The sequence below is a fragment of the Rhodobacteraceae bacterium M385 genome (assembly GCA_025141835.1).
GTDB lineage: Bacteria > Pseudomonadota > Alphaproteobacteria > Rhodobacterales > Rhodobacteraceae > Gymnodinialimonas.
Map to the genome: position 1 here is coordinate 2,455,758 of CP081102.1, position 17,127 is coordinate 2,472,884.

The following is a 17,127-nucleotide window of genomic DNA, read 5'->3' on the forward strand; positions in this document are numbered from 1 at the left end:
CGCGGCGTAGGCGGATTAGCCCTCGATCTTGGTCAAATCCGCCACAGAGCCACAGGTTTGCGTAATATCGTGCAGCAAGTTCAACCGGTTACGGCGGATGACATCGCTGTCGGCGTTCACCTGAACGGCCTCGAAGAAGGCATCAATGGGGGCACGGAGCTTGGCCATTTCGCCCATGGCGGCTTCAAACTGCTCCTCGGCCACCGCTGGCGCGATGGCTTTCCTCGCCGCTTCAAGGGCGTCGAACAGGGCCGTTTCCTCAGCCGTTTCGGCGTATTTGGCATCCGCGCCGTAGCGATATTTGACCCCGTCCTTCTGCTCGGCTTGAGCCAGGATATTGGCAGAGCGCTTGTAGCCTTGGATCAAGTTTTCGCCGTCGGGCGTGTTGAGGAAGGATTGCAACGCGCGGGCGCGGGCCACCACGAGGGTGAGGTCGTCGGCGGGCTCCATCGAGAGCGCCGCGTCGATCACATCATGGCGGATGTTCTCGGCCTTGAGGTGAACTTTGAGGCGGTCGTGGAAGAAGGAGAGGAGATCTTCATCAGGATCAGATATTTCCTCCAGCGCCAACTCCAACGAAATCTTGCGTTGTGTCTCTACCCTAGGAAGGGCTTGGCGCAAAATTTCTCGTGCCTTAGGCAAGTTCTGGATCGAAATGCCTAAGCTTTTCGCCAATCGCTCATCTTGATCTCGGGCATCATCAAGCATGCTCAATAGATGTGGCTGATAGTGAGCATCGCTTGCTGAGTTCATCAGCGGCAGCAAATTAAATCGAGTGTCCCCATCCAAAACAATCCGAATAACCCCCAGTGCCGCCCGCCTCAAAGCAAACGGGTCTTTCGAGCCTGTGGGCTTCTCATCAATCGCCCAGAAACCCGTCAGCAGGTCCAGTTTGTCGGCCAGCGCCACGGCCACGCTCAAGGGGGCTGTGGGGACATCATCGGTGGGGCCAAGCGGGGCGTAGTGTTCCTCGGCGACGGCGGCGATTTCGGGGGCAAGGCCCGCTTCCAAGGCATAGTACTTGCCCATCGTGCCTTGCAGCTCGGGGAACTCATAGACCATTTCCGACGACAGATCGGCCTTGGCGATACGGGCGGCGGTCTCGGCTGCCGTTGGGTCCGCGCCGACCATGGGGGCGATTTCGCGGGCCAAGGCGGCGATACGCTCCACCCGTTCCGACTGGCTGCCCAAGCGGCGCTCAAACGTGACGTTTTGCAACGCCTCGCGCCACGCGCCCATGCCATCACGTGCAATGCGCAAGTCGTTGTCCCAGAAGAACTTTCCGTCCGCCAAACGGGCGAACAGAACCTTGGAGTTGCCCGCGATGATCGTAGCTCCGGAATCAGCCGTGTCGCGGTTGGCGACGGTGATGAAGCGCTCAATCCGCCCCGTGGCGGGATTACGGACCGAGAAGAACTTCTGGTGTTCGCGCATGGAGGTTTGCAGCACTTCGGCAGGCAGGCCCAGGAAATCCTCGGCAATTTCGCCCATCAAGACGACGGGCCATTCCACAAGGCCCGCGACCTCGGCCAGAAGGCCCGCGTCTTCCACGACCTCCAGGCCCGCCGCGAAGGCCATGTTGGTGGCGTCGTGCCAGATCGCATCGGCACGGTCTTGGGCTGACGGAACCACATGGGCGGCCCGCAGTTTGGTGGAGTAATCATCGAAAGACGACACCGCAAAGCGGCCCGGCGCCATGAAACGGTGGCCTTCGGTCGTGTTGCCTGCCGCGATGCCGTCCACATCGAATGGCACCACTTCCGAGCCATCTTCGCGCGACAAAAGACACAGGATCGACTGCAACGGGCGCACCCATTTCAGGCTACCCGAGCCCCAGCGCATGGACTTGGGCCAAGGGAACGTGCGGATCACTTGCGGGATCAACTCGGCGATGATGGCTTGCGCCTCGCGGCCTTCGGTCGTGACTTTGGCGTAGTAGAAGGTGCCCTTCTTTTCTTCGCGCTCTTCCAGCGCATCACGCGACACCCCTGCCCCGCGCAGGAAGCCTTCCAACGCTTTTTCCGGCGCGCCCACCTTGGGGCCACGGCGTTCTTCGGACGTGGTGGGGGAGGATTCTGTCAGCCCCTCAATGGTCAGGACAAGGCGGCGGGGCGTCACGAAAGTACCCGCAGAGGCGTAGGTCAACCCGGCCTCCACCAGACCATCGGTCACCATCCGCTTGAGGTCCGCGCTGGCGCGGGCCTGCATCCGGGCGGGGATTTCTTCGGAAAAGAGTTCCAGCAGAAGGTCGGGCATGGGAAGCGTCCTATTGATCGTCAGGCGCGGGCAATCGCGCAAATGGGGTTATCGGCGGCACCTATTCAAGCGTGCCGTTGAGTTGGGTCCAGGCGAAGCCGCGCCCGTCGGGGAAAATGGCAACCACGCGGTCCACGCCACGGGCGAAGTCGAATTGGCCCAAGTAGGCTTGCGCCGCGCCGCTTTCCAGCGCCTCGCCAATTGCCGATGCATCAAAGCAATCGAACCACGCGGGCGGGAACAGCGGCGTGGGGTCGGCGTAGGGTGTGGCATCGGCCAAGGGGCCCGTGTCATCCAGCGTGAAACAGGCCCGGTAACGCAGCGGAGAGGTCGCGGCGTCAATGCCTTGCGCGTCCGAGATCGCCAGCGGCACCAGCGTGCCGTCTTCGGCCTGAACCGTCAGCGTCACTTCCTCCAACGGCGCATAGTAGGCGCGGGTGTTGGTGTACCACAGACCCACGCCAAAAAGGATCGTGGACAGCACGATCACCACCACAATGATGCGGCCCGAGGTCACGCCGCACCTGCCGCAGATGACACATCCGCGCCGCCCGCCGCCGTTTGCACGAAGGCATCGGCGCACATCTTCGTCAGGGCACGGACCCGGCCAATGTAGGCTTGGCGTTCTGTGACCGAGATCACGCCACGGGCATCAAGAAGGTTAAACATATGGCTCGCCTTGATCGCTTGGTCATAGGCGGGGTGGACCATGATGATATGCTTGCCGGTCTTTGGGTCCACGGCGTCGTGGGACAGCAGTTGCTGACACTCGGCTTCTGCATCCTCAAAGTGGCGCAGTAGGGTCTCGGTGGTGGCCGCGTCGAAGTTGTGGCGGGAGTATTCCTCTTCCGTCTGGCGGAACACGTCACCGTAGGTCAGCGCGATCGGCGCATCGGGGTCGTTGTAGGGCATGTCCATGACGTGATCGATGCCAAGGATATAGATCGCCAAACGCTCCAGCCCGTAGGTCAACTCGCCCGAGACAGGGTGGCAGTCATGGCCGCCGACCTGTTGGAAATAGGTGAACTGAGACACTTCCATGCCGTCGCACCACACTTCCCATCCCAAGCCCCAAGCGCCAAGGGTCGGGCTTTCCCAATCGTCCTCTACGAAACGGATGTCGTGCAGATCGGTATCAATCCCGATGGCCCGCAAGCTGCCAAGGTAGAGGTCCTGCAGGTCGGGCGGGCTTGGTTTGATGATGACCTGATACTGATAGTAATGCTGTAAGCGGTTCGGGTTCTCGCCATAACGCCCATCGGTGGGGCGGCGCGAGGGCTGCACATAGGCCGCCGTCCACGCCCGGTCGCCCAACGAACGCAGGGTCGTGGCGGGGTGGAAGGTGCCAGCGCCGACCTCCATATCGTAGGGCTGCATGATCGCGCAGCCCTTGGCCGCCCAATACGCCTGTAGGCGCAGGATGATCTCTTGGAACGAGCGTGGGGTGGTTGCCTCAGTCATCGGTGAACGGCTCCGGTATTGCGGGTTTGGCGCGATGACTAGACGGGGCGCGGGCCGTGGTCAACAAAGCGACCCGATCCAAAGCGCCCCTGCGGCGATGGCGCATATCGGCCACGTTAGGGGCACCACTTGCGGAAAACTATTGCAAAACAGGGTGCAATCGACGCAAAGCCCCGGTACGTTTAGGACTGGAACGCGCAGGTCACGTTAGGCCAAGCGCGGTGAGAATTACATACAGGGTTACGGGATAATCATGGCGATGCGTTTTTTGCAGGGGCTTATGGCCCTGAGTTTTGTGGTTTTTGGGTTTATTGGCAGCGCACAGGCGCAAAACCAGGTTTGGGTTCAGATTGAGGCGCATCCAAGCCTTGCCGCCGCCGAACAGCGGGTACGAGCCTATGCACAACTGGTCGAAAACGTGAACGGTTTCCGCGCCACCACCGGCCTTTACGCCGTGGCCCTTGGCCCCTTTGATCCCGAGACCGGGCAATTGGTGATCCAACGTCTGCTAAGCCAAGGTCTGATCCCGCGCGATAGTTTCCTTGAAGACGGCGATCTTTATGCCTCTCAGTTCTTCCCCGTTGCTGCGGGCGATCTGGACGAAACAGCTCCGGTTGTTGAGGAACAGACTGCCGGGGAAGTCGTCGTCGAAGAGGTGGTTGAAGAGGTCGTTGTCCCAGACGAGACCCCGCAACAGGCCCGCCAGTCCGAGGCCGCCCTGACCCGCGAAGAACGCGACCAGCTGCAAATCGCCCTACAATGGTTTGGCTTCTACAATGGCCGTATCGACGGCGCCTTCGGCCCCGGCACGCGCGGCTCCATGCAGGCATATCAGGCGGATCGCGGGATGGAGCCTTCGGGCATCCTTACCACCCGTCAGCGGGCGCAGTTGCTTGGCGAATACCAAGGAGAGTTGAACGCCTTGGGAATGCGCAATGTTATCGACCAACGCGCGGGCATCCAGATGGATCTACCCATGGCGATGGTGAACTTCGATAGCTACAATTTCCCCTTCGCCCAGTACGAGGAAATCAATGACAGCGGCGTGCGCGTCATGTTGATCAGCCAGCCGGGCGACCGCGCGACGCTGTTTGGCCTTTATGAGATCATGCAAACCCTCGACATCGTCCCCCTTGAGGGCGAGCGGGAGCGTGGCAACGACAGTTTCGTTCTGACCGGCCAATCGCCCGAGCTGCGCTCTCATACCGAAGCGCGGCTGGTGAACGGCGCGGTCAAAGGTTTTACCCTGATTTGGGAGCCTTCCGCCGACGATCAAATCGCCCGTGTTCTGCCGATGATGCAGGCCAGCTTCCAAGCCGTCGAAGGCTCTCTCGACCCGGCAGCGGTGCCCGAGGGGCTGGATGAAAGCATCGACATGGTTTCAGGCCTGACCGTGCGCCGCCCCGATATCGTGCGCTCCGGCTTCTATCTGGATGCCCAGGGCTCGGTTCTGACCACGACGGAAGTGATCGGCCAATGCGGTCAGATCCTTATCGACAACGTCTATGAGGCGACGGTCAGCTTCCGTGATGAGGCTCTTGGCATCGCCGTGTTGACACCCAACCAACAGCTAGCCCCCTTGGGCTTTGCCCAGGTGGCCGATGCGCCTGCACGTCTGCGGGCTGAGATCGCTGTGGCGGGCTTCCCCTTTGGCGGCGCTTTGTCTTCGGCCTCCACCACCTTCGGCACCTTGGCGGACCTGCGCGGCGTGAATGGCGAAGAAACCGTACAACGCCTTGCCGTAGACACCGCCGATACCGAGGCCGGCGGCCCGGTTCTGGACCTGTCGGGCAACGTCATTGGTGTGGTTCTTCCGGGCACAGTGGGTGACCGCACCCTGCCCTCCGATGTGACGCTTGCGTTGCGCTCGGATCAACTGGTGCCGGTGCTGCAAGGCGCGGGCATTGGCCTCACGCTAGCGCAGCCCGTGGGCGCGCTGAACCGCGAAAACATCAGCCGTGAAGCGGCAGACATGACGGTTCGGGTAAGCTGCTGGAACTAAACCTCAGCCGCCCCGCCTGCTGGCGCGTCAAGCATCTAAAAACATAACAAAGCCGGGCGCATGATACGCCCGGCTTTTCCTTTTGGTGTGTCACAAACGGGACCCTTACACAGGGGACAGAAGGACGTGCAGGGCAAGTTCACACCGCAAGGATGCTGCTGCCAACACGAATGGCCCGCACGCACACGCGGACCATCCGATTGTCTAGCTTAAGCGGCAGGCAACATTACTGTGTCGATCACGTGGATCACGCCGTTGGACTGGTCCACATCGGGGATCGTGACCGTGGCCACTTGGCCCTGCTCGTCGGTCAATGTGATCATGTCGCCGTTCATTTCAGCAGTTAGGGTACAGCCACCGAGGGTCTCGACCGGGTGCGCGCCGCCATCGTCTGCGATCATGCCGCCAATGGCGTCAGAGAACACTTCTGCGCCCACAACGTGGCAGGTCAGGATTTCGACCAGACGGTCGCGGTTCTCAGGCTCCAGCAACGCGGCAACGGTGCCTTCAGGCAGGGCAGCAAACGCGTCATCGGTAGGCGCGAATACGGTGAACGGGCCATCGCCTGCCAGCGTGTCTACAAGGCCAGCTTCCACAACCGCGGCGACTAGCGTTGTGTGGATGGGCGAGTTGCTGGCGTTCTCGACGATGTTCATTTCCATCATCATGTCCGCGCCGCCAACCTGTGGGTTTGCGTGACCATCGGCGAAAGCTGCGCCGGAAAGAAGAGCTGCTGCGGACAAAGTTGCTGCAAAGGATTTGATTGTCATTGTGAGTGTTCCTCAGTTGATTACCGGGTCGTTGCCCGGAGACATGAGAAGCCACGAGAAGGTGGGTCACCTTGTTTCAAAAAAGATCGAGTTTTCTGATGAACGATTTGTGATGTTGGAAAAATCGTTTCCGGGCAGTGCCTTACAGCGCGACAAGCGTGCCCAAGGCAAGAACGTCGCCTGTTGGATCACCCGTAGGCGAGCCGCCCAAAGGCTCATCGGTGATTGCCAGCGCCGCCCCCACCGTGAACAGCGCATCCAAATCCGCTTCAGGGGTCAGGGTGGTTAGCGCATCTTCGCCCAGCACCCCAAGCGACACCGGCGCATTGTCGCCCACGATCACCCACAGCTCCTGCGAACGGCCCGCCGTCATTGTGCCCGCCACCCGGCGCACTTGCAGCACGCCAGAGGGCTCTCGTGTCACTGCAAGCCCAAGGGTAGAGCCTTCAAGGGGCACCAGATGGGTCATCAACAACGTCCCCGCCGGGATGCCCGTTTCCGGCACATCGGTGGTGGGGGGCTGGATATTGGGCAAAACGGCAAAGCCCACCGCCGCAATTGCCAGTGCCGAGGTTGTCACAGACAGTCCGCGCCAAAAGCCCACGCGGTCCCATAGGCTGGGGCGGGTGGTCTCGTTGCTGAACAACTGGGCCTCGATGCTGTGCAGAACACGGGCCGGCGGGGCCACGGGTACGACTTCCAGATCAGCCATCGTGGCGAAGTAGACCTCCCACTGGCGGACTTCTCCAGCCAAAACAGGCTCCGCCCGCAGCCGCGCTTCAAACGCGGTGCGCTCAACGGGCGACAGCAGGCCGAGCACATACTCAGCCGCCAGCGGGTCCGTCTCAGGCGGTATGTCGGTCCGGTCGCTCACGACGCGAGGCACTCCTTCAAACTGTTCAGACTGCGGCGCAGCCATGTTTTCATCGTGTTTAGCGGCACGTCATACCGCAGGGCCATGTCCTGATAGGACTGCCCTTCCAGATATACGCCGCGCACAGCACTGGCGCGATCCGCGTCCAGTTCCGCCAGGCAATCCACGATCCGGCCCGCTTCACTGGCCGCAATCACCGCCTGCTCGGGCGTGGCACCGGGGGCCGATAGCGTCACGACATCGTCAATATCGTCCGTTGCAGGCCCCTGCGCGCGCAACCGGTCAATCGAGGCATTGCGCGCTATCGTAATCATCCATGTCATCGGACTATGCCCGGTCACCCGGTAACGGTCCGCTTTGTTCCAAATCTTGACGTAAACATCCTGCAAAACGTCTTCCGAGGCTGCCCGGTCCTTCAAGACACGCAGGATCACCCCGAAAAGTTTCGCGGAGGTTGCCGAATAGAGAGAAGAAAACGCCGCGCGGTCGCGCAACTGGATGCGCGCCATCATTTCTTCAAGGTCCTGAGGCGTTGTCATGAGACTACCAAAACCACAGCTTGCGCCGCGTTGCTAGTCTCAAGTGTTCCTGTTGGCACGACGCCCTCCCCCTTGCAGCGCCGCGTTATTTAATGCATTTCGAGCGGAAGGCAATTTCCAGATTTTTGAGGGCACCATGGCCGACGGCAACAGCTTGAGCATCGACGCGAAACCCACCGAAGAATTTTCGGTCCGTGAGGTGTTCGGCATCGACACGGATATGAAGGTAAAGGGTTTTGCCGAGCCGACTGACCGCGTGCCCGAGATTGACCCGACCTATAAGTTTGATCCCGACACCACCTTGGCGATCCTTGCAGGCTACGGCTACAACCGCCGCGTTATGGTGCAGGGCTACCACGGCACCGGTAAATCCACCCACATCGAACAAGTGGGCGCGCGCCTGAACTGGCCCACCGTGCGGGTGAACCTTGATAGCCACATCAGCCGGATTGACCTGATCGGTAAAGACGCGATCAAGCTGCGCGACGGCAAGCAGGTCACGGAATTCCACGAAGGTATCCTGCCTTGGGCGCTGCGCAATCCCGTCGCCATCGTGTTCGATGAATACGACGCAGGCCGCGCCGACGTTATGTTCGTGATCCAGCGCGTGCTGGAAACCGACGGCAAGCTGACCCTGATGGATCAGAACGAGATCATCACCCCGAACCCCTATTTCCGCCTGTTTGCCACGGCCAACACCGTGGGCCTGGGCGACACAACGGGCCTCTACCACGGCACGCAGCAGATCAACCAAGCGCAGATGGACCGCTGGTCCTTGGTGGCGACGTTGAACTACCTGTCCCATGACGCCGAGGTGAACATCGTTCTTGCCAAGCAGCCCCACTACAACACCGAGGCCGGTCGCAAGACCATGAGCCAGATGGTGACCGTGGCCGAGCTGACACGTACGGCATTCATGAACGGAGAACTTTCCACCGTCATGTCACCTCGGACTGTCATCAACTGGGCCCAGAACGCTGAAATCTTCCGCGACGTGGGCTATGCCTTCCGCGTGTCGTTCCTGAACAAATGTGACGAGTTGGAGCGCCAGACCGTGGCCGAGTTCTACCAGCGTTGCTTCGATGAAGAGCTGCCCGAAAGTGCCGCTTCCATGAGCCTTGGCTGATCGAAACGATAGTGCCCCCGCGTCCGGTAAGACGGGCGCGGATAATGTCGGAAGTGCCCCTGTTGCGACGCTGTCGAAAAAGCCCAGAACGGTGCTTTGGATAAGCGTCACCATCGCCCTTCTTGCGGTTCTGCAATTCGGCCCGTCGCTGGCGATCATCGTACAGCGGGACATGTTGGGCCAAATGGATTGGGCGGGCTACATCGGCTACCAATTGGGCAGCCTGTTCGTGCCTTTGGTGATCGGGTGCCTCGGTTTGCTGTTTCGGCGAAACCGAGGGCTTGGCTACTTCGTGGTTTCTCTTATCGTATTTTTGTTCGCGAGCCTCGGTAGCACACTCTCCTAACGTATCAGGGCTTGCGGCGCGAATTGTGCAACTAGAGCAGGGCATGTCATTGGGCCGAAGATACCTCATCTCCTTCATCGTGCTGATCCTGACTGTGGGCGCGCTGAGTGCCGAGGGTCTTCGCCCGCCCGCCTTTTCCTCTCGCCCTGCGGCGCTTGCTGACATCCGCTCTGCCATTGCCTGGTATGGCGCCCATTGCGTGATGAACGCCCGCGAGATCGACCACTTCGGCGCACCGGTAACCCTTGTTTCGCTTGCGGAAGAAACCGGCGTCGCGCTGGAGGAGATCACTCGCGTGGCCCAAGCACGTGGCCGTGAGAACGCCATTGCCGTCACTGTTCTGCGGGCCGGTGGAGAGCCCCTGCGCGACCCGCCAGAACCGTTTGTGTCGCTGCTGCGCCAAGTCCAGTCCGATTGCCAGGATTTTGAGCGTATGCGCAATGTCCTCCGCCACGAACTTTCGCGGGGCGTTTTGCCAGAGGCTATTTCAGTAGACGAGGAGAGTGGGCTTCGGGATGTGTTGGACACTCGTCACTTCGACCAAGGCCGCGCGACCCGCATGGGATACGTCTTGGCGGCGGTGGATGATGTATTGCAGGCCGGGCAATTTGAAGCCGAACTGCTTGACCTCGCCCGCCTGATCTCCGGTCGGGAAACCCTGGAACTTGCGGATATCGCAGGTCTTCCCTCAGGCGTACAAAGGCGCTGGATCGCGGCGGAATTGCTGCTCCCCGCCCCCGAAGGCATCACTGACCTGACAGCTACAGAAGCCGGGGAATTGTTGCGGCGTATCGAGGCCACGCCTGAAGGGGCGCTAACCCGGTTGTACGTCAGAGTGCTGATCGCCAACCCCGACGCGATGAGAATGGCCGGACTGACAGAGGACGGATCAAGCGTACTGACCTTCCAGGAGTATCAATCAGATTTATCCTGCCGCGCGATTGCCGAGAGCGCCGCCGTACGTTGCGACCCGTCCTGACGGCAGCTTCGGGGCAAGGGGCGTAGGTTTTCCCCTCGACCGGTGCCTGCACCTTGGGCCACATTGGCCCCATGAAACGCCTTACCCTTCTGCCCCTTCTCGTGATCGCGGCCTGCCAGCCTACGTACAATCCCGGCCAAACCGTGACCCTTGCGGGCGGAGAGACTTGCACCGTGCTTGGCCCGGACCCGCAGGGCACACGGCTTGATTGTGCGACCCGTGGGGTCATTGTCGCGGATATCCAAACGCTCGATATCAACGCGCAGCTTAACGCGGAAATCGCGCCCGGCGTGCGGCTTAGCGACATTCCCGGCGTGCCCAACATCCCAGTCATTCCCCAGACCGAGGCAGAGGCCGCCTGCCGAGCGGGCCAATACGCCCAGAACCGTGTCCGGGGTGAGGTGCGGGGCGCCGTGGAAGGCGCCGTGCTGGAAGCCGCGGGCCTTCCGGGCAATACGCTAGGGATCATCCGCCGCAGCCAAGACATCGCGCGCCGGATCGAAGGGCGCGCCGCCGCGCCCGCCCCCGCCGACCCCTGCGCCGGATTGTGACGGCAGCGCTCCCCAGGAATTTGCAAATTCCTGCCCAACGCCCTTGCAAGGGCGTTTACCAGAGCCTTGCAAGGCTCTGCACAGGCTTTTGCAAAAGCCTGCTGCGCCCCCGTTGACCATCGCGCGTGACGGGTTCATCGTCGCGCCCATGACACATCCTATGCCCGACGCCATTTCGGCCGCCGCCCCGCTGATCGCCCCCTATATACGCCGCACCCCGGTCCTCCCGGTCGAGGCAGGCGCCCTTGGGCTGCCCTGCCCCGTGACCTTCAAGCTAGAGCACACGCAGATCACCGGGTCGTTCAAGCTGCGCGGCGCATTCTACAACATGCTGACCCGGGATGTGCCCGCCGCGGGAGTGGTGGCGGCCTCGGGCGGCAACCATGGCGCAGCGGTGGCTTATGCGGCCACTACCCTTGGCCATCAGAGCCGCATCTTCGTCCCCTCATTGATCGCGAAAGAAGAGAAACTGCGCCGGATGCGCGGTTTCGGCGGAGAAGTCGTGCTGACCGAGGGCTCAGTGGGCGCATGCATGGAAGAATACGCCGCATACGCGCAGGCCTCTGGTGCGCTCGCGGTGCATCCCTACGATACGATCCCGACGCTCACCGGCCAGGGCACGTTAGCCCGGGAGATCGAGGCACAGATGGACGGAATTGACACGATCTTTGTGTCCACTGGCGGCGGCGGCTTGATTGGCGGCATTTCCGCTTGGTTCCGGGACCGTGTGAAAATCGTTTCAGTCGAGACAGAGGGCACGAATACGCTGGAAAAATCCATGCGTGAAGGCCCCGACATTGACGTATCCGCCAGCGGGATCGCCGCAGGCTCTTTGGGCGGGCCACGGCTTGGCGTCGATAGCTTCGCCCTGATCCGAGAGTTTGTGGACGAGGCCGTGATCTTGCCAGACTCTGATGTCTTCGATGCCGCCAATCGCCTGTGGGAGGCCACCCGCCTGATCGGAGAGCCGGGCAGCGCCGTGGCGTTGGCGGCGCTGACCTCGGGTGCCTATGTGCCAGAGAAGGACGAGAGGGTGTGCGTCGTGCTCTGCGGCGGCAACGCCGAGCCCGATTGGTTCGTCCAGTAGCCACGCGCATAGGCAGATGCTGCGACTCGCGCCCCACATCATCAAGCGCGAAATTGCTGCGGGTTTTCCAGCCTTGGCCACCGCCGCCGCGCCGGTCAAAGTGACGTTTTATGTCAAGGATATCCGATGCGTTTTCTGCCTCTTGCAGCCCTCGCCCTTCTTCCCCTGCCCGCCGCAGCGCAAACCTCGGCGGAAACAGACGTCCTGCCGCGCCTGATCGCCAGCGCCTGTTTCGATCTGGTGGAAGAGCGTAACGGCTGCGAGACCGTCGTGCTTTTGGCGTCTGAGACAGAACCGGATACGGCAGACCTGCTGATCTTCTCGGATCGCCGTGCCAACGCGCCGCAAGAAATCCTTACCGTGGCGCGCAACATCGTCTTTAACGGACCGATGTTTGGCCAAGCGCCGAGCCTAGCGCGGGCCGGCAATGGCTCGCTCCGAGTGATCGAAGAACAGACCGGAATTGGCCGCTTTCCTTGGACGAATGAGTTAACCATCGCCTATCGGGACGGAGCCTTCCTTTTGGCGGGGCAGACCTATTCAACCTACGATCGGATCATGGGCGGATCGTATAGCTGCGACACCAACTTGCTGACCGGAGACTGGGTCGCCTCGGCCGAGCGTCCCGATCCCGACGAAAGCCAGGACGTGCCGATCTTCGAGGTATCTGATCGCGGACAGATTGCCGGGGCTCGGATCGCGCTGTCTGAATGGAACCAGGGACAGAGCCGCCCGCAACCTTGCGACGATGTCTTTACCGCGTGGTTTGAGGCAGAGCCGCAGTGATTTTACGCCCCTGCTCCGGTCGCAGGTCTTGCTCTTGGCACCGTGTCGGTCCAGATATCAGGGATGAGCAAGTTCAATCCCTCCGATAATCCCGCTGACCCGTTCAAGAAGGCCCTTGCCGACGCGACGCGGGTGATGGCGGATGATCCCGATCTGGCCGTGACCTACACCGTTGATCCCCCCGGGCTCAGCGCCGATAGCGTGCGCTTGCCTCAGGTGAGCCGCCGGATGACCCGCGAAGAGGTTCTACTGGCCCGTGGCACCGCCGATGCGCTGGCTCTGCGTCACAAATATCATGACCAAGGCACCGCCGCGCGGTACGCGCCGCAAGGGGCGATGGCCCGCGACCTGATGGACGCGATGGAAAATGCCCGCTGTGAAGCCATGGGCGCCCGCGACATGCCGGGCACCGCAGGCAACATTGACGCAAAAATCGGCCACGACGCCCGCCGCAAGGGCTATGGCGAAATCCGTGACGCCTCCGACGCTCCGCTGTCCACGGCGGCGGGCTACCTGATCCGCCACCTTGCCACGGGCCGCGATCTGCCGCCCGAGGCGGGCAACGTAATGGAACTTTGGCGCGGCTTCATTGAGGACCGTTGCGACGGCACCTTGGAAGACCTGCAAGACGTGCTGTCGGACCAGAAATCCTTCGCCAAATTCGCCCGTCAGTTGATTGATGATCTGGGATACGGCGACCAGTTGGGCGATGACCCCGACGATATGGACGACGAGGCCGAAGACGAGGCGGGCGAAGACGCAGAAGACGACGCGCCTGACAGCACCGGCGAAGACGACAACGATGACGAAGAGGCGGAAGCCTCTCCCGAGCAGTCGCAAGAGGAACAGCAAGACGAGTCCCAAGCCCAAGTCGAGATGGACGACAACGGCGATATGGACGAGGCCGAAGAGCAGGAAATGCCCGACGGGGAAGCGCCGCAGGAACCTCTGCCGCCTGCGCCTCATTCCGATGCCGACCCCGGCTACACCGTGTTCTCGACCGAGAATGACGAGGAAATCGCCGCCGAAGACCTTGCCGAGGCGCAGGAACTGGAACGCTTGCGGGCCTATCTGGACCAACAGCTCGATCCCTTGAAAGGCGCTGTGTCGCGCCTTGCCAACAAATTGCAGCGCCGCCTTCAGGCGCAACAGAACCGATCATGGGAATTTGACCGTGAGGAAGGCATCCTTGATGCGGGCCGACTGGCACGTGTGGTGGCCAACCCCACGACGCCCCTGTCGTTCAAGGTCGAAAACGATACCGAGTTCCGCGACACCGTGGTGACGCTGCTGCTCGATAACTCAGGCTCCATGCGGGGCCGCCCGATTTCTATCGCCGCGATCTGTGCCGACGTTCTCGCCCGCACGCTGGAGCGCTGCGGCGTGAAGGTGGAAATCCTGGGCTTCACCACGCGGGCGTGGAAAGGCGGTAAGGCACGGGAAGAATGGCTGGCCAAGGGCCGCCCGCAACAGCCCGGACGCCTGAACGACTTGCGCCACATCGTCTATAAATCGGCCGATGCGCCGTGGCGGCGGGTACGCGATAATCTGGGCCTGATGATGAAAGAGGGCTTGCTGAAGGAAAACATCGACGGGGAGGCGCTTGAATGGGCGCATCGCCGGATGGTGAACCGCACCGAGGCGCGCAAAATCCTTATGGTGATCTCGGACGGCGCGCCGGTGGACGACAGCACCTTGTCGGTGAACCCGGCCAATTATCTGGAAAAACACCTGCGCGATGTGATCGCTATGGTCGAGAAGCGCCGCGCGGTTGAACTGCTGGCGATCGGCATTGGCCACGATGTGACCCGCTACTACGAGCGGGCCGTAACGATCACCGACGCCGAGCAATTGGCAGGCGCGATTACAGAACAACTGGCCTCTCTGTTTGACACGGACCCACGGGCGCGCGCCCGGGTGATGGGGATGAAACGGGTCGGATAGGCCCTCCTCACGCTGGCCTTTTCGTATTGGCCCGCCGCCCTTTCAGGGCTGCATCGACAACGACGCCTCAGGCCACCTCCCTTGCGCCCGCGCCTTCGGCTTGGGCGCGGTGGCCCCTGCGGGGCGCTGAACAAAGGTTAATCATGTTCCAAGATTTCACCGCATCTACCCGGCCCGAAGATGGCCCCCCGCGCCTTGCCGCCCTACGGGCGCAGATTGCCAAGGTCGGGTTGGATGGTTTCCTTGTGCCCCGTGCCGATGCCCATCAGGGCGAATACGTGGCCGACTGCGATGCGCGACTGGCGTGGGTGACGGGCTTCACCGGATCGGCAGGGTTTGCCGCCGTGCTGCCCGATGTGGCGGGTGTTTTCGTGGACGGACGCTACCGGGTGCAGGTGCGGGCGCAAGTGGCCGACGTCTTTACCCCCGTGGATTGGCCCGAGGTTCAACTGGCCGATTGGCTCCGCGATGCTCTGCCCCAAGGCGGCAAGGTTGGGTTTGACCCCTGGCTGCACACGGGGCGCGAGATTGCGACGTTGGAAAAGGCGCTCAGCGGCTCGGGTGTCGAACTGGTGGCCTCTGACAATCTGGTGGATGCGATCTGGACAGACCGCCCGGCGCCGCCCAATGCCCCGATCACGATCTTTCCCGATGCGATTGCCGGAAGAACCGCCGCCGACAAACGTGTTGCCTGTGCCGAGGCTTTGCGGGATGCGGGTCAAGGGGCCGCCGTACTGACCCTGCCCGATGGGATTTGCTGGCTGCTCAACATCCGAGGCTCGGACATTGCGCGTAACCCTGTGGTCCAAACCAATGCGATCTTGTTTGACGATGGCACCCTGCGCCTGTTCCTTGACGATGCGCGACTGACGCCAGAGTTGCGGGCGCACCTGGGGCCCGAGGTACAAACCGCCCCCCCTTCCAGCTTCCCCGACGCTCTGGCAGGGCTGGAAGGCTGCGTTCGTCTGGATACCGCCAGTGCGCCCCGTGCGATTTCGGAAATCCTGCAAGACGCCGGCGCGGATATCGCCGCTGAGCGCGACCCCACGGTCTTGCCCAAGGCGCGTAAAACCGACGCCGAGATCACCGCCACAGCCAATGCCCACCTGCGCGATGCCGTGGCGATGGCGCGGTTCCTGCATTGGTTCGATGAAACCGCGCCCGCGGGCACCCTCACGGAGATCGACGTAGCCAAACAGCTCGAAACTTTCCGGCGCGACAGCGGCGCATTAAAAGAGCTGTCCTTTGACACCATCGCAGGTGCGGGCCCCAACGGCGCCATCGTGCATTATCGGGTGACAGAGCAGACAAATGCCCAGGTCTTACCCGGACAATTGTTTCTGATCGACAGCGGCGGTCAGTATGAGGACGGCACCACCGATATCACGCGCACCCTGCCCGTGGGTACGGTCGGCGATGAAGAACGCGACTGCTTCACGCTGGTCCTGCAAGGGATGATCGCGGTGCACCGCACGCGCTTTCCCAAGGGCGTGGCCGGGCAGCATCTGGATGCGCTGGCCCGTGCGCCGCTCTGGGCAACCGGACGTGATTATGACCACGGCACCGGCCACGGCGTTGGCGTCTATCTGAACGTGCACGAGGGGCCGCAGGGCCTGTCGCGCCGCAGCGACGTGCCGCTGGAGCCGGGGATGATCGTCTCGAACGAGCCGGGCTACTACCGGGAGGGGGCCTTCGGCATTCGGATCGAGAATTTGATCTACGTGGTGGACGCGCCCGAAGGGGCCGATCCACACCGCAAGATGCTGGGGTTCGAGACCCTGACATTCGCCCCCATTGACCGCCGCCTGATCGTGACCGAAAAGCTTAGCATCGTAGAACGGGACTGGCTCAACGCCTACCACGCCGATGTTTTGGCCCGCGTCACACCGATGTTACAGGCCGGTGGATACAGTGCCACAGCCGCGTGGCTAGAGGCCGCCTGCGCACCACTTTAGCGTCTGATCTAACGCGCTCCGACGCCGCGTCAGTCCATCGCCTTGTGCCCCCGGCGTGTCGCGGGGTACATAGGCGCTCAATCAGACATGATACGGGAGAAAATCATGGCCGATCACATCACAATTTCCGAAGCATCCGGCACTTGGGTTGTCCGCGCCAGTGGCGCTGTTCTGGGCGAAAGCTCGGCCGCGCTGGAACTGGTGGAAGGCGACATGCCCGCGGTCATCTACTTCCCCCGCGAAGACATCGGGATGAGTTTTCTGGAGCAAACCCAGACATCTACCACCTGCCCCCACAAGGGTACGGCGACCTATTTCACTGTGACGGGCCCCGATGGCGACGCGGTTGATGCGGCGTGGAGCTATGAGACACCGCTTGAGGCCGTGAAAGAGATCGCGGGCCACATTGCTTTCTATTCTGACCGTGTCGCGGTCGAGAAACTGTAGCCCG

General features: G+C 61.9%; 16 protein-coding genes. 10 read left to right on the forward strand and 6 right to left on the reverse strand.

What is annotated here, in order from left to right; translation table 11 throughout:
- Positions 1 to 15 precede the first annotated feature (15 nt).
- The 3 genes from glyS to K3728_11965 form a co-directional block, all read right to left on the reverse strand.
- On the reverse strand, positions 16 to 2,256 hold the full coding sequence (glyS, locus tag K3728_11955; GenBank protein UWQ94427.1) for a glycine--tRNA ligase subunit beta: 2,241 nt from the start codon (positions 2,254 to 2,256) through the stop codon (positions 16 to 18).
- A 61-nt stretch (positions 2,257 to 2,317) separates the two neighbouring features.
- On the reverse strand, positions 2,318 to 2,773 hold the full coding sequence (locus K3728_11960; protein ID UWQ94428.1) for a histidine kinase: 456 nt from the start codon (positions 2,771 to 2,773) through the stop codon (positions 2,318 to 2,320).
- On the reverse strand, positions 2,770 to 3,717 hold the full coding sequence (locus K3728_11965) for a glycine--tRNA ligase subunit alpha (protein UWQ94429.1): 948 nt from the start codon (positions 3,715 to 3,717) through the stop codon (positions 2,770 to 2,772). Before K3728_11965 ends, K3728_11960 begins: the two co-directional genes overlap by 4 nt.
- A 253-nt stretch (positions 3,718 to 3,970) precedes the next feature.
- Here K3728_11965 and K3728_11970 point away from each other — a divergent pair, with 253 nt between their 5' ends.
- Complete coding sequence (locus tag K3728_11970; GenBank protein ID UWQ94430.1) at positions 3,971 to 5,719, forward strand: trypsin-like peptidase domain-containing protein; 1,749 nt, start codon at positions 3,971 to 3,973, stop codon at positions 5,717 to 5,719.
- A 209-nt stretch (positions 5,720 to 5,928) separates the two neighbouring features.
- On the opposite strand, the gene K3728_11975 is transcribed toward K3728_11970, so the two are convergent.
- The 3 genes from K3728_11975 to K3728_11985 all read right to left on the reverse strand — a co-directional run bounded on the left by K3728_11975 (position 5,929) and on the right by K3728_11985 (position 7,902).
- Positions 5,929 to 6,489: a fasciclin domain-containing protein gene (locus tag K3728_11975; GenBank protein ID UWQ94431.1), complete on the reverse strand. Its 561-nt coding sequence runs from the start codon at positions 6,487 to 6,489 to the stop codon at positions 5,929 to 5,931.
- Between the two features lie 142 nt (positions 6,490 to 6,631).
- Entirely contained in the window at positions 6,632 to 7,363 is a 732-nt protein-coding gene (locus tag K3728_11980; GenBank protein ID UWQ94432.1) for an anti-sigma factor, read from the reverse strand.
- Entirely contained in the window at positions 7,360 to 7,902 is a 543-nt protein-coding gene (locus tag K3728_11985; protein ID UWQ94433.1) for a sigma-70 family RNA polymerase sigma factor, read from the reverse strand. Before K3728_11985 ends, K3728_11980 begins: the two co-directional genes overlap by 4 nt.
- Before the next feature lie 136 nt (positions 7,903 to 8,038).
- On the opposite strand from K3728_11985, the gene cobS reads away from it, so the two are divergent.
- From cobS to K3728_12030, 9 genes are all read left to right on the forward strand, one after another.
- Positions 8,039 to 9,028, forward strand: a complete 990-nt coding sequence (gene cobS, locus K3728_11990; protein ID UWQ94434.1) for a cobaltochelatase subunit CobS — start codon at positions 8,039 to 8,041, stop codon at positions 9,026 to 9,028.
- Positions 9,021 to 9,374 carry a hypothetical protein gene (locus K3728_11995; protein UWQ94435.1) on the forward strand — a complete coding sequence of 118 codons (354 nt, stop codon included), beginning with the start codon at positions 9,021 to 9,023 and terminating at the stop codon, positions 9,372 to 9,374. Before cobS ends, K3728_11995 begins: the two co-directional genes overlap by 8 nt.
- A gap of 25 nt (positions 9,375 to 9,399) precedes the next feature.
- The gene (locus K3728_12000; protein ID UWQ94436.1) at positions 9,400 to 10,353 is read left to right on the forward strand and encodes a hypothetical protein; all 954 of its coding nucleotides are present in this window, start codon (positions 9,400 to 9,402) and stop codon (positions 10,351 to 10,353) included.
- Between the two features lie 71 nt (positions 10,354 to 10,424).
- On the forward strand, positions 10,425 to 10,904 hold the full coding sequence (locus K3728_12005) for a hypothetical protein (GenBank protein ID UWQ94437.1): 480 nt from the start codon (positions 10,425 to 10,427) through the stop codon (positions 10,902 to 10,904).
- Between the two features lie 148 nt (positions 10,905 to 11,052).
- Positions 11,053 to 11,991, forward strand: coding sequence for a threonine/serine dehydratase (locus tag K3728_12010; protein ID UWQ94438.1), 939 nt, complete (start codon positions 11,053 to 11,055; stop codon positions 11,989 to 11,991).
- A gap of 126 nt (positions 11,992 to 12,117) precedes the next feature.
- Positions 12,118 to 12,777: a hypothetical protein gene (locus K3728_12015; GenBank protein ID UWQ94439.1), complete on the forward strand. Its 660-nt coding sequence runs from the start codon at positions 12,118 to 12,120 to the stop codon at positions 12,775 to 12,777.
- Between the two features lie 63 nt (positions 12,778 to 12,840).
- Positions 12,841 to 14,721, forward strand: a complete 1,881-nt coding sequence (gene cobT, locus K3728_12020; GenBank protein UWQ94440.1) for a cobaltochelatase subunit CobT — start codon at positions 12,841 to 12,843, stop codon at positions 14,719 to 14,721.
- Positions 14,722 to 14,864: 143 nt separating this feature from the next.
- Complete coding sequence (locus K3728_12025) at positions 14,865 to 16,676, forward strand: aminopeptidase P family protein (GenBank protein ID UWQ94441.1); 1,812 nt, start codon at positions 14,865 to 14,867, stop codon at positions 16,674 to 16,676.
- Positions 16,677 to 16,781: 105 nt separating this feature from the next.
- Positions 16,782 to 17,123, forward strand: a complete 342-nt coding sequence (locus K3728_12030) for a DUF427 domain-containing protein (protein ID UWQ94442.1) — start codon at positions 16,782 to 16,784, stop codon at positions 17,121 to 17,123.
- The last annotated feature ends 4 nt before the right edge of the window (positions 17,124 to 17,127 follow it).